Source organism: Calothrix sp. NIES-3974 (assembly GCF_002368395.1).
In the GTDB taxonomy this organism is placed as follows: Bacteria; Cyanobacteriota; Cyanobacteriia; order Cyanobacteriales; family Nostocaceae; genus NIES-3974.
This window is the reverse complement of the sequence record NZ_AP018254.1, coordinates 2,757,718-2,773,365: the sequence shown is the minus strand read 5'-3', so window position 1 is coordinate 2,773,365 and position 15,648 is coordinate 2,757,718. Positions and strand designations below refer to the sequence as shown.

Genomic DNA, 15,648 nt, shown 5'->3' with positions numbered 1-15,648 from the left:
CTGTTTCTACCACTTTTTTGTGTCCAATTTAGATTGAGAACGTGTTTATTGATTCGTAGTGTTGCAGATATTAATGCCCGTAGAATTCTAAAATTCAAAATCTCAAATCGAATGACTAATTTACAGGAACGCGGACACCTTTTGACTGAACAAATTAATCCTGACAGTCAAAATTTAGATGAACTAGATGCTCAAGAAATTGTCGAATTGTTTAATCGGGAAGACCAAAAAGCTGTTACAGCCGTAGCTGGGGCAAAGTTAGCCCTAGCACGAACCATTGAGGAAACAGCAGCTAGATTAGGACGAGGAGGTCGTTTATTTTACGTCGGTGCAGGTACCTCTGGACGCTTAGGTGTATTAGATGCGGCAGAATGTCCACCAACTTTTTGTACCCCACCGGAATTAGTACAAGGAATTATTGCTGGGGGTGCAAGTGCTTTGCTCAAAAGTTCGGAGGAAAAAGAAGACCGTAGGGAAGATGGGGAAGCCATCATTCGGGAATACGGAATTGGTAGTTTGGATGTGGTGATTGGAATTACCGCTGGGGGGACAACTCCCTACGTACATGGAGCCTTGAGTGCAGCTAAGGGTGAGGGTGCTTTAACGGTGATGATGGCTTGTGTTCCCGAAGAGCAGGTTCCAGCTGATGTGGACATTAATATTCGCTTGCTTACAGGACCAGAGATTTTGGCTGGTTCCACCCGTTTGAAGGCTGGAACTGCGACTAAATTGGCTTTGAATATTATTTCCACAGGAACAATGGTGAAGCTCGGTAAAACCTACGGAAACCGCATGGTGGATGTGGCTGTCACCAACAGTAAATTACGCGATCGCGCGATTCGGATTTTAACTGATTTGACTGACCTGAGTCGGGATTTAGCAAGTGATTTGCTAGAACGCAGTGGTAAACGGGTGAAACTGGCTTTATTAATGCACTGGACTGGTGTAGATCAAACTACAGGAGAAGCATTATTACAACAACATCAAGGCAATCTTCGTGTTGCTGTCCACAGCTATAAGCAGCACAAGAATTAACTGTACTATTACCTATAGCTGGAGCGATTCTTCCCCAACCATGCGTAAAAATTCTGTTGCTGAATCAAGGTTTCATCGAAATAATTGAAACAGCTTGATTTGCGGGAACAGCGTATGTGGCGGCAAGAATTGGGAGATTTTTGCAGTATAACTTGTTTTAAAGCAGCGATCGCAGGTATGGAGGACGCATTAGGCCAACAAGCAGCTGCGATCGCCTTGACTACTGCTGGAAGAGCGCGAGGTAAACAGTTAATTAAAGATTTAGGCTGGTCTGGTCAGTCGATTGATTTTGATGTCTTGACGGATAAAATGCGGTTTGCGTTGGGAAAAGAAGGTAGTCGTTTTTGTCTGGTGGAAAAAATTAGTCAAGCAGAAGGGATAATTACAGTTTACACCTCAGAAACCCTTTGTTCCGCCGGAGAACAACCTGGTTCCAGTCGTCAATGTACTTTCACTTTAGGTGCTGTTTGGGGTGCGTTAGAAGAATTAATGGGTCAACGTTTCCAAGCTCAACAAACTGCATCCGTGTTAAAGGGTGGTAGTTTTGACGTGTTTGAATTTACTCCCACTTGAAATAGCCCCATAAATCCAAAATCCAAAATAGTTTACCCACTCTCCTCCCACTTGAAATAGCGCCATAAATCCAAAATCCATAGACGCGCGTAGCGCGGATCAACCGAAGAATAATCCAAAATCCAAAATAGTTTACCCACTCTCCTGTATCCTGTATCCTGTGTCCCGAATTCTTTCATCATGGAATTCCTAGCAAGAACCCAAGATAACTTTGCGGAGAAATTGCTCGAACTCGCTTTGCGTTCGGGTGCAGATGCAGCAGAAGTGTATCAATCCCAGTCCCTGTCACGACCAGTTTTTTTTGAAGCTAACCGACTCAAACAAGTCGAAACCAATCAATCCTTGGGAACAGCTTTACGGTTGTGGTATCGAGGTCGTCCAGGATTAACAGTCGCTTACGGAAATGTTCCACCAGAGGAGATTGTCCAACGAGCGATCGCCTTAAGCTATCTGAATCAACCGGAAGCAGTGGAATTAGCTCCCCCCCATCATACCCAATTTGCCAACTTGGGAGAAATTGTTTCTCCAGAGGTTTTGGTAGAGTGGGGGAACCAGACAATCGCCTATGTGCGTGATATCTATCCGGAAGTGATGTGTAGCGGGGATTGGGAGTGTGATACGGAAACAACCATACTCATTAATACCCAAGGTTTAGATTGTCGATATACGGATACAACCCTAAGTTGTTACTTGTCGGCTGAATGGGTGCGGGGTGATGATTTTTTATCTGTGAGCGATGGTCAAACCCAGAGGGGAAGTCTACAACCTGATAAATTAGCCCAACAAATTATCCAGCGTCTAAGTTGGGTCAAAGACCACAATGTTCCCCCACCCCACCATCGAGTTCCCATTATCTTTACCGCTAAAGCCGCAGATATGTTGTGGGGAACCGTACAAGCTGCATTAAATGGTAAACGAATCCTAGAAAAATCCTCACCTTGGGTCGGTCAAAACGGACAGTTAGTCACCTCTCCCCTGTTGACCCTATCCCAAGACCCCCTCGCAGGTCCCTACAGTTGTCCCTTTGACGATGAAGGCCATCTCACCCAACCCCTAGTATTTATCGAAAACGGTATCCTCAAAAACTTTTATTGCGATCGCACTACTGCTATTAATCTCAACACCACCACCACCGGAAACGGCTTTCGTCCCAGTTTGGGAAGTTACCCCACACCCGGTTTGTATAATTTCCTGATTAAAACTGGCACATTTACTCTCCAGGAATTAATCGCTAACCTCGATGATGGATTAATCATCGATCAAATTTTAGGCGGTGGTGGAGGTATCTCCGGCGACTTTTCGATTAATGTCGATTTAGGATTCCGTGTCCAAAACGGAGAAGTTATCGGTCGTGTCAAAGATACGATGGTCTCCGGTAATGTTTATACCGCCCTCAAGCAATTAATAGCCCTTGGTAGTGATGGTGATTGGAACGGTTCCTGTTACACCCCGTCAATGGTGGTAGCAGGTTTATCGATTACCAGTAAATGGGAGTAGAGACGTAGCATTGCTACGTCTCTTCCCTTACATTCCCTGTACGATGAAAATGTTAAGCCAATACCTGGTATCACGTTTGCGTAATTTTTGGCAACCCCGTCGGAGTCATGCGATCGCAGAAGCATCTTTGATTGGGTTAGTGGCAGCTGTGTCTGCGGTTATACTCAAGTTTGGTTCGGGAACCCTGGGTGTTTGGCGAATTCAAGGGTCAAATATTTTTCCCGCTTGGATTGTTTTACCCTCCGTTGGCTTGGGTTTTGGCTTACTGGCTGGATTTTTAGTAGAGCGGTTTGCTCCCGAAGCCGCAGGTAGCGGTATTCCCCATGTCAAAGCTTCCCTCGCCAATGTCCCAGTGAAACTTTCCTGGCGAGTGGCAATTGTCAAGTTACTGAGTGCAATTATTACTATTGCCTCCGGGTTAACCCTGGGTAGACAAGGACCCACAGTTCAAGTTGGAGCCGGGTTAGCGGCGGGTATGAGTCGGTTTTTTCCCACTTCTCCCGACCACCGTCGGCAAATGATTGCTGCTGGAGCTGGAGCGGGTTTAGCTGCGGCTTTTAATGCCCCGATTGCTGGTGTATTATTTATCATCGAAGAATTGCTACAGGACTTGTCGGGATTGACCCTGGGTACTGCCATTATTGCTTCCTTTATCGGTGGTGTGGTTTCCCAGCTATTGGGTGGAGGAAGCCTGGTGTATCCCCGCTCCACCCATCTTGATAGTAGTATGGATTTGCGGGAAATACCCTTTTATCTAGTCTTGGGTCTGGCGGCTGGGGTATTAGCAGCTTTGTTTAACCGGGGACTAATTCAAAGTATTAAGCTATACGATAGACTGCACGTCAATTTACCTCTGCGGATTGCTCTGGCTGGCTTGATTTGTGGAGTCATTATTTCCCTGCTCCCAGTTGAATTCCGTAATAATACTGGCTTAAGGGAATTTGTGATTATTGGTGGGGTGAGTGCTTCACGGGCTGTAATTGTATTTGTCACCCAGTTTTTCCTGACATTAATTGCCTTTGGTTCCGGTGCTCCAGGGGGCTTATTTGCACCCAGTTTAATTTTAGGTTCCTGTTTAGGATATGTGGTTGGGGTGGGGGAACAGCATTTATTGGGGATGTCTTCACCGACTATTTATGCATTAGCGGGGATGGGGGGATTTTTTAGCGGTGTTTCCAAGGTTCCGATTACAGCGATTGTGATTGTGTTTGAGATGACCGCAGACTTTCAACTGGTTTTACCTTTGATGATTACTTCCGTCACTTCCTATCTAATTGCGGAGAAGATATTTCCTGGTTCACTGTATAGTAAACTACTCGCCCTCAAAGGTATTGACATCGAACATCCAACTTCCGTGGAAGGGATTTTAAGTAATCTGACAGCAGAGAAGGTGATGCAACCACGGGTGGAAACCCTGGATGTGAATATGACCGTAGAAGAAACCATGCAGGCTTTTTCTAGTTCCCACCACCGTGGTTTCCCCGTAGTTGAAGAACATAAACTAGTGGGAATTGTCACCCAAAGCGACCTGTTGCAAATACGCGATCGCAATTTGGCTAAAGATACTCCTTTACGGGAAATTATGACCCCCCACCCAGTCACAGTTACTCCCCACCATAATTTAAGTAATGTTTTATATATCTTAGATAGAAATAATATCAGCCGTTTACCGGTAGTGGAAGGACAGCGACTGATTGGAATTATTACCCGTGCCGATATTATCAGGGCTGAAGCCGACCGTCTCAATTGTAAAAGTGAAACCGGTCCCCGTCCGGAACCCTCCTACGTTGTTTATCAAACCCGTTCACCTAGCACCGGTAGGGGAAGAATTTTAGTCCCCGTTGCCAACCCGGAAACAGCCGCCATCTTACTAGAAATGGCCATCGCCATAGCCCGCGATCGCCATTATGAAATAGAATGTGTGCAAATCATGCTGGCTCCCCGCTACACCTCCCCCGCAACCACCCCCGTCCGCACCACCAAAAGTAGGCGTTTACTACGGCAAGCGGAGGCTCTAGGTAAAAAATGGAACATCCCCATCCACACCCAAATCCGTGTAGCCCACGATGTAGCCCCAGCCATTTTAGAAACAATTCAAGAAAGTCATATCGATTTGATTTTGATGGGTTGGAAAGGCAGTACATCCACCCCTGGACGTATTTTTGGTGACATAGTGGATACAATTATTCGTCAAGCCACCTGTGAAGTCGTTCTGGTTAAAATTGGTAATACCCACCTACCCCGCTTTTGGTTTCCCCAGCAAATATCCACCAATCCCCTCATTTCCTTTTCTTCCACACCGCAAGTTTCAGGAAGAATTTTCCCCAACCAATCTCGACCTCGATTCAATCATTGGTTAGTACCAATGGCTGGAGGACCAAACGCAAGAGCTGCAATACGTCTACTTCCAGCCCTAATTACCCTCGCTCAAGAGCCAAAAATCCGCCTGACACGAGTATTTCACCCCAACGAAACCAAACCAGACCTGACGATTCTCGAACGAGCAATTCGTCAACTAATTCGCCGTCGTCAGCTTTCCAGTCTTGTGGTCGCTGCACCAATTCAAGCTGAATCCGTCAGCGAAGGCATTATTAACTTAGTTAAGCAGGAAAACTACGATGTGGTCATGTTAGGTGCATCCCGTGAAGGATTACTCAAACATGCAATTACCGGCAATATCCCCGAAGAAATAGCTACAAACGTCAACAGTACGGTGATTCTCGTTCGCAGTGCCATTCAATCATCGTGACGACCGGACGTAGAGACGACCCGACGGTTCGTCTCTACAATCAACCGTCAAATTTTTTATTTGGATTTATTTGAACAATTTCGGGGATTGTGTTTGTCTAATTCCTATTTAACGGGATTATCGAAAATATATTTTCTGATATTATTTAGAAATGCTTCATCACGAATAATATGGTCGTGAAACCGAGGTTGCCACCTAAATTCTTGGAATCCCGATTCCCAAATTTGCTTCGTGCAAATCGATTTGAATTGACCAATTATTGAACCTAACGAATTTGATTTTAATTGTGGTATATTTGGTGGGTCGTTTTCTGCGTGATTGCTAGTAGAGACGACTCATCGGGTCGTCTCTACATTATGGGTCGTCTCCACGGTAGGTTTATGAATAATCAATATGCCGTGAAAATGATTTGGCATGATTACCCATGCATCTAATTCCACATAGGGTCGTATCAGTTCTGTTTTTTGCCATTCCACAGCTAAAATTTTCCCAATGGGAGATAAATTCATTTTACCATCGATAATTTCACCAAAAAAAGACTGTTTTTTATAGGTACAAATAGTAATAAAATAATAGCCAGCAGATGTATAGTCCCATTTATTGCATCGGGCAGATTCAATCCGATATTTATTTTTATATAAGGTCATAAATCAGAATATGGTATTAATTAACCACGTAGACGACAGGTCGTAGAGACGACCCGACGAGACGTAGAGAGGACCCGACGGGTCGTCTCTACATATGCGTGGTAATTCAATACCAATATATTGAATTGATACCGTAATCTGTTCAGTATTATTTCTATATATTTCTGATGTGGATGGAATATGGGTTTTTGTCTACACAACTCCTAATCCCTGTATTTATTGAAAGCTTATTTTTGATAGAAAAAGGCAATTTCCTTTTCTTTTAGGGGAGCAAACCCTGCATCCGATAGCATTTGATCCAGTTCAGCTTGGGGAATATGTTTCGCTCCGATGCGCACAATCCGCGATCGCATGGTGTTGGATACTCCACTACGTTGACGATTGGCTTCTAATGCCATGACTTTGTTGTACAGTTCCAGTTTCGCTGGGGGTATGGGTGTACCATCAAAATCAATTCCTTGGGCGATCGCCACATCAACTGCATCTGCACCCGTAGTCGTCTGATTGGTTTCTACACTCATGGTTATATTTTGACTTCTATTGAAATTGCTTCTATGCAAAATTTTATCAAGGTTTGGTATTTTGCTGATAAATACCCCATAACCTGCATTTCCCATTCTGATTTTGACAATCTTTTTGGTAAATAGGGGTAGTCCGTACAGACGACCCGTCGGGTCGTCTGTACAGGAAGTAGGGAGTCGAAAGGAGATATAACATGGGGACTACTCCCTATTTTTCCAGGGAGTTTGCGTAAAAGTTAAATTTATCGTTGAATCTAATAAAGATAGAGATATATACGGATATTTATCCGTGTTGTGTAGGTGAGAATAGATGAAAATATACTTGAATTAGTATCTTTATTTTCGGAATCTATCCCCAACAAATCTTAACATTAAAGTTTAACAAACGATTCTTGAACTCCCATGCCTGTAACATCTAGCACTAAAACAACCTGGCGATTTGTTGAATGGTTAGCGATCGCCGCACTCAGTTCCTCTTTGATCATCTTTCTGGGAATCCTAATTTCACCATTTTTCATTCGTCGTATCATCGATCAACAGGTGACAGTATCACCGGAACAGGTTTACAAGTTTCCACCCGTAGAAATTGACCGCAGTGGGTTAGGAGCTTTACGGGTGGATGCAGATGCGTTGATTCCGACGGGGGAGTGGGCTAGATTTGAAATTCAACTTTTAGATGAAACTGGGAAAATCATTGCTTCGGGAACCAAGGAAGGATGGAGTGATAGTGGGACTTGGTACGAGGATGGGGAATCGGGAACTTGGTCGGAAAGTGATACTTTAGGTGGTTTAGATGTTCGCAATGATCAAAAGGAAAAAATCTCCCTTGCGATCGCTTTATTAGAACGTGGTACAACCGCAGGAGTGGAAATCAATCAACCTCTAGGTTTTAATGTGCGGGTAGAAAACGGTGTGGTTGATATTGGTGCGTTATGGTTTGGGTTAGTTGGTTCCCTGATTTTAGGATTTATTAGTGCCAAATTAGTTAGTAGTAGTGGGAAAAAAGTCATTGCCGAAAAGATTGAAGATAGTGACCCGACTGGACGGGGAACGATGGGAGGTAAAAACAGTTTAGTGCGGGTAAAAGTGAAGTTTGATGCGGATGAAGGTTCCACGAATAAAAGTATGTATATCAATTTATTTGTGAATAATAGTTACGGTGAACAAATTTATGTGGAGCAGATTCCTGTCAACCTGAATATTCATCAAAATGATGGAGATTTTATCAAAGCAACAGGAAAAGCCGAGCGTTTTTTCGTCTTTTCCCAAAAAGATTCCTATGGTTTTCATGTGGAAGTGCATCCCGATGAACCCGTCGATCGCACATGGTTAACGGTATGCGATCGCGTTCGTACTTTGGGTCCAGTTCAAGTGATTGAAATCGTCTGATTTTAGATTTTGGATTAATTGTGGAAGATAATAACTAATTTTCTCCTATCTCCTATCCCCTGTATTCTCAAAACAATGATTGCCAAAATAATTTCTGCCGGAACAATTTTATTTGCCATGACCACTCTCCATGCTGGATATGTAAATAAATCAGCCCTTGTATTACGCGATTCCAATTCAACTAATTCCTATTCCGGTCGTTCTGGAACTCGTTTATCAGGAAGTTATAACTCTAGCGGAGTTTGGATTATTAACAGTGAATCCCGTAGTTCCTATGAAAACTTTCAAGGTGGAGGACCAGGTAGCGGGAAATGATGCATGGAGAAATTAATCAACCAAATCACAATTACATCAATCCAGATTCCCCCCCAGACAAAAACCTTTATTTAAATAAATCCCAACGCCGAGTATTATTATTAGCGGCAGCAGTATCTTCTGGAAGCGGATTAGCCGTTGAATTACTATTAGGAAATTTAGCGAGTTATTTAACCGGAAATCAAGCCCTAGCCTATGGGATTTCCGTCGGTGGTTTCCTTGCAGCAATGGGTTTAGGTTCCTACCTCACCCAATATATTGCCACCACATCCCAAGGACAACAACTACAACGAGAACTCCTCCTCGCTGTCACCTGCGTTGAACTTGCGATCGCACCCCTAACTGCTATCCTACCTCTAGGATTATTCGCCCTATTTGTCAGTGACGGAGCGATGTTATGGCAAGCTTTATTTATTGTCACCATTATCCTGGGAACCTTAGCGGGTATGGAAGTACCGATTATGGTACGGATACTCGAATTATCCGATAATATGCGTCAAGCGATCGCGGGGGTATTAGCCCTTGATTATCTCGGTGGTTTAGTTGGTTCCTTGGGTTTTCCCTTACTCTTTCTACCTTGGTTGGGAATGTTTCCTACTGCGTTTGTTCTCGGTGCTTTTCCCGCACTTATGGTTTCTATGATGGGAAGGCTATTTCCGAAAATACGCCGTTTAGGATATATCGGTCTGATTCTTGGTATACTGCTATTTACTGCTGCACCAATTACCATCCCCTTCAGCAACAACCTGGAAAATAACCTGTACAACGCACCAGTAATTAAACGGGTTCAAAGTCGTTTTCAACGCATAGTCCTTACCCGTAAAGGTCAAGATGTCCGCTTATTCCTAGATGGTGATTTACAATTTTCCACCATCGATGAATATCGTTACCATGAAGCTTTGGTACATCCAGCCATGAGTGCTACCCCCAACCACCAAAATGTGTTGGTTTTAGGAGCAGGGGATGGAATGGCTGTACGGGAAATCCTCAAGTGGCAAGATGTCAAAAAAGTCACTTTAATTGAACTTGATCCAGAGATGATCAAAATTGCCACCCGCTACCCCCAAATAGCCAGCACCAACGCTCATTCCCTCCAAGACCCCCGTGTTCAAGTTATCAACGCTGACGCTTTCACCACCGCACCCGAATTACCGGATATTTACAACGTTATCATCGCCGATTTTCCCGACCCCGACCGCGACAACTTAGCCAAACTTTACTCAGAAGGCTTTTATCGTCGTTTAATCACCCGACTCGCAGATGACGGTATCCTTGTCACCCAAGCATCCAGTCCCTTCTTTACCCCCAAAGTCATAAGTTGTATTAACACCACCATCGCAGCAACCGGATTAAAAACCCATCCCTACGTCATCGATGTTCCCTCCTTTGGTGTCTGGGGGTATGTACTTGCTTCCCGTCACCAATTAGACCCCAGTCAATTGCAACTGCAAGTCCCCACCCGTTATTTAACAACTTCCTTACTGCAACATATTTTTGATTTACCCAAAGATATTCAACTGGTGCAAACCCAAGTTAACCGTCTTTCCCAACCTGTAATTGTGCGATATCAAATGCAAACCCGTACTTGATTTTGGATTTTAGATTTTGGATTAGTTAACTCCTGTCTCCTGTATTCTCATCTTCCGAACATGTTACTACTTTCCCTCGCTATCTTCGCCATTGTAATCATCATTGCGGTCATCAACATCAATTATCAAAATAATCATCAATTAAGCAACCAAGAAGTACAAAACTTACCATCAAAAGCTCGTAACATCTTTGACCTACAAATCGGTGATATAGTTCAATACGGCGATACCGATTGGGTCGTAGAAGGAAAACTAACCTACACCGTGTCCGCTTACTACTGGTTTGAATATCTACTGCAAGATAGCGATCGCCTTGCTTGGCTTGCCGTTGAAGAGGACGATAAAGTCGAAGTTTCCCTTCTAGAACCAAATAATACACTTGATATCCAAAAAATAGATATTAATCATCCACCATCAGAAATAAAATTAGCAGATGAGATTTATAAATATAAAGATTCCGGGATTGCGAGAATGATGCGCACAGGTTTAACAATGCATCGAACTGCGGAAACATGTAAATACTTTGATTATCAAGCTCCAGATAACCGCGTCCTATCTGTAGAGGTGTGGGATGGGGAAATAGAGGTCTCCGTTGGTTCTAAAATTAATCCCAGAAGTTTAATTTTACTACCTGGAGATGGCAAAACTGTGTATAGAGATTGATTTTTCCCTATTCCCTTTGATAGTTCACGCATGTAATCTCTGGACAACTCTTAACTCTTCTTGCTTGCGTTCATGTTCAACTACAAAGACATTAGAATAGAGATTAGCGATAATTTGTTTACCTTGTTGAGTCAGGGATAAATAACGTAATCCATCTTGAATATAAGGATATACTCCCTGCCAATAAAACTTAGCGTAATTTTTACGTAAATCGTGGGGATTTTTATATTTTAATTTTTTATTCATCCCTGTTTCTTCAAACTCATAATATAGGGATGTAATTTTTTTCAGATAGCGCGGGTCACTCAATTGACCAATTAAATCCGCAGCACGTACTAACCCAGAAAAAGTGTTAGTTTCTTGATGGTCGTCTGCATCCGGTACGGGAAAACGGGTTAATTCAATATTTTTTTTAATCACTTCTGCATCGATCAATTTGTGTCCACCAAAGCGTTCATCAATAAATAATTTCGCTCGATCGACGTGATATTCTGTTAGACTGGCATCGGAGGCTCCCGGTGGCAAAGCAATCATTTCCCCATTGCATCCACTAGCATATAACCCTTCATCCTCCCGGTCTTGACGACATACACCTTTAACATAACCAATATCATGACAGACCAAAGAAATGATGAAGTGAAGCCAATCTTCACATGATACACCACCTTCTCGAATATGCTTTCCCCGAAGGATTTCTTGACCAACCAGGGTGACTAAAATGGAATGCTCAACGTTATGATACAGCGCATCACTGTTAGCAATATTCTCCAAGGCCATACTACCAGCCCAAGCAATAATATCTTGGCAATCCGTTTTAAAACATCCGTAGGTTCGTTGGTAGCCATCACGGATTTGACTGACAAACGCATCGATTAAAATTTCGGTGGCATTAAACATAATTCATTTGGTCAAACTCATTTGATTTATTGACTTGTTTTTAGTGATTCGTTAACAACATTGGAGATTTCAAAAAACAGTGAATACACGTATATTTTGTTGATGTTTATAGTTGCTTTTTTGCGGATATTACAGAAAATAAATTAAAAATCTGTATACAACAGGATATTCTATTTTTAGCTTTTGTGGCAAAGGATGTGTTCTATTTAATACATTAGTTTTTTGTATCGTCCGATTGGCTATGGGTCTACACTCCCTGGAAAATAGGGAGTGGGGAGCAGGGAGTAGGAAAAACGACTTTAATCTATTTTTGCTGTCAGGAGTAAATGACTAGGCTGTGTACTTTGTGCCCTTTTTCGGGTGACAAATTCATGCACAAACTGTGGCGAAAAACTTGTTCCCAGACTTTTGGCTCGGAGCATCAGGACGAGATAATCACAAAAACCGTGTCAAGGGTAAGTCTGAGGAGGATTGGGTCAAAACCAAAAAAACAAAAAAGGCGCGATCGCGCCTTGAGTTTGAAAGTTGGATAATAAATTGCAGAACACTTTGGGAAGCGACATCCGAGGGATTGACCCAGTGTAGGGAAGCTAACACAACATCCAAAATCTGCTAAAATCTACCACAGGGCGCGAATCGGTCTATCAGACCTCGGAGCAGGTTGAACCGGTTGGATAGTGGTAGTACCGTTACCAGCTTGAGCCTGGGTTTGTCCAGTGGTGGGTTGGGCTGTGCTACCGGTTTGAGTAGTGGCGTTACTTTGGGCAACCCTCGTACCGGGTGTTGTGCCGTTGGAACCGCTGACGGTACTATTAACATTAATATTGGCGGGAAGTACGCCAGAAGTGCGATCAGGTTGTGGCTGTTGAGCGGTTTGACGACCCATTGGGAAATTAATTCCTAGGAGTGTTCCCAGTAAAATCGCCAAGCCCCCAGCCATTAATACTAGTGGTGTCCATCTACCCATGTTAATTATCTCCTTAATTTACGCAAATGGTTCCCAGACAATTTGAGAACCGTGTCCCCAAAATCCATCATATTTGGTAACTTGAATATCGCCGAGTACCCGGGTTTGGCAAGCGAGTCGCAAATCCCGCTCCGGTGAATGTGGTGGTAATGAACGCCTTGTGGTATCACGCCAATTCGCTGGTGAGACTTCACCAACTATTTTGACAGCACAAGTGCCACAGCTACCAATTCCCCGACAGTTTATTAGTTGGGAACCACCGTTGTAAAGGTCAATATTGTGCTTCAGCAAAACTTTTCTCAGGTTTTCTCCATGTTGACATTCAATGATTTGACCTTGAGCGTAGATTTTTGGCATCTGTCAATTAATTACAACTGCTGATTGGTGATATCCGCATTGAAATTATAACCAAGAAAGAATTGGAAACACTAGACAATAGGGCAAAAAAAGATGCTGGTAGCAATCCTGCAAGATAGACCAAATTGAATTAACCTAAGAAAAAAGTCTTTTTTATCTCCCCTAACCTCAATTTGGTAATGATTGAACAACATCAACCCAGCTATAGATTTCAGTGGACAAACAAAATCTCCGAAATTCCCCAATCTGCATGGGATGAGTTGGCTTTACCACTGCAAACACCGTTTTTAGAGTATGCGTGGTTAGAGAATTTGGAAACATCGGGAAGTGCAACCGCCAACACTGGATGGCTACCCAATCATTTAATTTTATGGCGAGACCAGACTTTAGTTGCAGCCGCTCCCCTTTATGTTAAAGGTCATAGTATGGGGGAATTCGTTTTTGACCACCAATGGGCAGATTTATCCCAGAGATTGGGTATTGATTACTACCCGAAATTATTGGGAATGACCCCGTTTACACCCGCAGAGGGATATCGGTTTTTAATTGCACCAAGTGAGGACGAACGGGAAATTACCGCGATGATGGTACGGGAAATTGACGCTTTCTGCATCCGTCATCGCATATCTGGTTGTCATTTTCTCTATGTCGATCCGAATTGGCAACCGATTATCGCCGAAAATGGATTTACTGGTTGGTTACACCATAGTTTTATTTGGCAAAACTTAGGTTTTAGCAGCTTTGATGATTATCTACAAATATTTAATGCCAATCAACGCCGTAATATTAAACGGGAACGGAAATCTATGGAAAAAGTCGGTATAACCTTCAAACCATTAACCGGAGATGAAATTCCCAAAGGTTTATTTAGCTTAATGTACGAATTTTACGGCGATACCTGCGATAAATTTGGTTGGTGGGGAAGTAAATATCTCACCAAACAGTTTTTTGAAACCCTACACCACAACTATCGCCATCGGGTATTATTCATGGCAGCCTATAGGGAAGCAGACCCCCGTCAACCCTTGGGAATGTCCTTTTGTTTATACAAAGGTGAAAACCTATACGGACGCTACTGGGGAAGCTTTCAGGAAATAGATTGCCTCCATTTTAACGCTTGCTACTATGCACCCATTGAGTGGGCGATCGCAAACAACATTAAACTATTTGATCCCGGTGCAGGTGGTAGACACAAAAAACGACGCGGTTTCCCCGCAACCGCAAATTACAGTTTCCACCGTTTTTACCACAACCGTCTCCAACAAATTCTTTGTCCCTACATACTTGAAGTTAACCAACACGAACAAGCAGAAATCGACGCAATTAACCAAGAATTACCATTTCGTAATTCTTAAACTGATGGTGCGGGTATCCTACCCGCGTCTAGGATATAAAGAAATATATCCATCATTTTTACTGTGACAGACCACTAGCTAGAAATAACCGCAACCGTATTCAATTTTGTCCAAAAGTAATTACACTTAGATATAGAGTAAAAATCCTGAGTTGATAAAAATGTGACTATGGAATTAACGATTGACAGTTTAGCCGCAATTGACGAAAAACTCTCCCAGCGCCATATCGACCTTGACCCCAAGGGATATTTTATTATTTATATCGACCGAGAAAATGGTTTAATCTGCGCCAAACATTATACAAATATCATTAATGAACGCGGTTTAGCTGTCAATCCCGAAACCGGCGAGGTAATTCCAGCACGCGGTAAGGTCGAACGAACCACCACCACCCTATTCACCGGTCGAACCGCAAAAGAATTATCAGTCAAGTTATTTGAGCAAACCCAACCCTGTCCTGTTTCTATGCTTGACCATGCAGCCTATCTCGGTCGAGAATTTGTCCGAGCAGAAATCGCCTTGATTACGGGAGAGGAATACATTCAAGATTAATAATTACTTAACTTGCTTATTCAGGATATTCAACCATTCTTGTAAGCGTTGACGTTGCACACCACGGACATAACGCGATGCTTCAATTAAAACTTCACGGGGGAAAATTTGCCTTAAATCAGCCAGCATATTCACATTTTCACATGCGTTGAGACTTCCAACTACATAGTTAATTGAGTCGGAATTTAGCCATTCAGATATGGTATTTAAATGACCCGTTTGAATCGGAGTTGGATTACGGTTGATACCGTTAGGTATGAAGGAAGTGGAACTATCACCAGATGTCATCTGCATCTCACTCCAGCCAAATGCAAAAATCAAATTAGCCCCCGTAAATGTTTTGTCAACAATTTTTATAACTAGGCAAAATACCTGTGAGCAGACGATAATAATTAATAATTTTTGGTATTTCTTCCTTTATAACCTGCTGGATGGGAGGTGGAAAGTGGTTTTTTCACTTTTCCTCCACTTTCCCCTTCCTCCCCCTACACCTCATACCATTTTGGATTACCCTACGGTCAATCCGCTACGCGTCTATGGAT

Annotated in this window: 16 protein-coding genes; 10 read left to right on the top strand and 6 right to left on the bottom strand. The window is 43.0% G+C overall.

The features are described 5' to 3' along the window. Positions 1 to 111 precede the first annotated feature (111 nt). The 4 genes from murQ (at position 112) to CDC37_RS11025 (ending at position 5,854) form a co-directional block, all read left to right on the top strand. Positions 112 to 1,035, top strand: coding sequence for an N-acetylmuramic acid 6-phosphate etherase (gene murQ / locus CDC37_RS11040; RefSeq protein ID WP_096621934.1), 924 nt, complete (start codon positions 112 to 114; stop codon positions 1,033 to 1,035). 114 nt (positions 1,036 to 1,149) lie between these two features. Then, positions 1,150 to 1,608, top strand: a complete 459-nt coding sequence (locus CDC37_RS11035) for a hydrocarbon-binding protein (protein WP_096621932.1) — start codon at positions 1,150 to 1,152, stop codon at positions 1,606 to 1,608. A gap of 180 nt (positions 1,609 to 1,788) precedes the next feature. Then, positions 1,789 to 3,105, top strand: a complete 1,317-nt coding sequence (locus CDC37_RS11030) for a TldD/PmbA family protein (protein WP_096621931.1) — start codon at positions 1,789 to 1,791, stop codon at positions 3,103 to 3,105. Positions 3,106 to 3,154: 49 nt separating this feature from the next. Further along, entirely contained in the window at positions 3,155 to 5,854 is a 2,700-nt protein-coding gene (locus tag CDC37_RS11025; protein WP_096626093.1) for a chloride channel protein, read from the top strand. Between the two features lie 335 nt (positions 5,855 to 6,189). Here CDC37_RS11025 and CDC37_RS11020 read toward each other — a convergent pair whose 3' ends face one another. After that, the gene (locus CDC37_RS11020) at positions 6,190 to 6,501 is read right to left on the bottom strand and encodes a hypothetical protein (protein WP_096621929.1); all 312 of its coding nucleotides are present in this window, start codon (positions 6,499 to 6,501) and stop codon (positions 6,190 to 6,192) included. Positions 6,502 to 6,728: 227 nt separating this feature from the next. Continuing rightward, a complete protein-coding gene (locus CDC37_RS11015; RefSeq protein WP_096626091.1) occupies positions 6,729 to 7,022 on the bottom strand; it encodes a small RNA NsiR4-regulated ssr1528 family protein in 294 nt (97 codons plus the stop codon). Between the two features lie 402 nt (positions 7,023 to 7,424). Here CDC37_RS11015 and CDC37_RS11010 point away from each other — a divergent pair, with 402 nt between their 5' ends. The 4 genes from CDC37_RS11010 to CDC37_RS10995 all read left to right on the top strand — a co-directional run bounded on the left by CDC37_RS11010 (position 7,425) and on the right by CDC37_RS10995 (position 10,978). Beyond that, entirely contained in the window at positions 7,425 to 8,411 is a 987-nt protein-coding gene (locus tag CDC37_RS11010; RefSeq protein WP_096621928.1) for a hypothetical protein, read from the top strand. Between the two features lie 75 nt (positions 8,412 to 8,486). After that, positions 8,487 to 8,726, top strand: a complete 240-nt coding sequence (locus CDC37_RS11005) for a hypothetical protein (RefSeq protein ID WP_096621926.1) — start codon at positions 8,487 to 8,489, stop codon at positions 8,724 to 8,726. Continuing rightward, positions 8,723 to 10,315 (top strand): polyamine aminopropyltransferase, encoded by a 1,593-nt coding sequence (locus CDC37_RS11000; protein ID WP_231943384.1) that lies wholly within the window; start codon positions 8,723 to 8,725, stop codon positions 10,313 to 10,315. The genes CDC37_RS11005 and CDC37_RS11000 overlap by 4 nt, the downstream gene beginning before the upstream one ends. Positions 10,316 to 10,375: 60 nt before the next feature. After that, a complete protein-coding gene (locus CDC37_RS10995; protein WP_096621925.1) occupies positions 10,376 to 10,978 on the top strand; it encodes a DUF4178 domain-containing protein in 603 nt (200 codons plus the stop codon). A gap of 24 nt (positions 10,979 to 11,002) precedes the next feature. Here the strand turns inward: CDC37_RS10995 and CDC37_RS10990 are convergent, their stop codons facing one another. The 3 genes from CDC37_RS10990 to CDC37_RS10980 form a co-directional block, all read right to left on the bottom strand. Then, a complete protein-coding gene (locus CDC37_RS10990) occupies positions 11,003 to 11,875 on the bottom strand; it encodes an Npun_R2479 family HD domain-containing metalloprotein (RefSeq protein ID WP_096621923.1) in 873 nt (290 codons plus the stop codon). A 619-nt stretch (positions 11,876 to 12,494) separates the two neighbouring features. Beyond that, a complete protein-coding gene (locus CDC37_RS25215) occupies positions 12,495 to 12,842 on the bottom strand; it encodes a hypothetical protein (protein WP_231943382.1) in 348 nt (115 codons plus the stop codon). Positions 12,843 to 12,860: 18 nt separating this feature from the next. Beyond that, a complete protein-coding gene (locus CDC37_RS10980; protein ID WP_096621922.1) occupies positions 12,861 to 13,199 on the bottom strand; it encodes a 2Fe-2S iron-sulfur cluster-binding protein in 339 nt (112 codons plus the stop codon). A gap of 179 nt (positions 13,200 to 13,378) precedes the next feature. Between CDC37_RS10980 and CDC37_RS10975 the strand changes: the two genes are divergently transcribed. Both CDC37_RS10975 and CDC37_RS10970 read left to right on the top strand, forming a co-directional pair. Further along, complete coding sequence (locus CDC37_RS10975) at positions 13,379 to 14,554, top strand: GNAT family N-acetyltransferase (protein ID WP_096621921.1); 1,176 nt, start codon at positions 13,379 to 13,381, stop codon at positions 14,552 to 14,554. Positions 14,555 to 14,722: 168 nt separating this feature from the next. Beyond that, the gene (locus CDC37_RS10970) at positions 14,723 to 15,106 is read left to right on the top strand and encodes a DUF4346 domain-containing protein (protein WP_096621919.1); all 384 of its coding nucleotides are present in this window, start codon (positions 14,723 to 14,725) and stop codon (positions 15,104 to 15,106) included. Positions 15,107 to 15,109: 3 nt separating this feature from the next. On the opposite strand, the gene CDC37_RS10965 is transcribed toward CDC37_RS10970, so the two are convergent. Further along, on the bottom strand, positions 15,110 to 15,394 hold the full coding sequence (locus CDC37_RS10965; RefSeq protein ID WP_231943381.1) for a hypothetical protein: 285 nt from the start codon (positions 15,392 to 15,394) through the stop codon (positions 15,110 to 15,112). Positions 15,395 to 15,648: the final 254 nt, after the last annotated feature.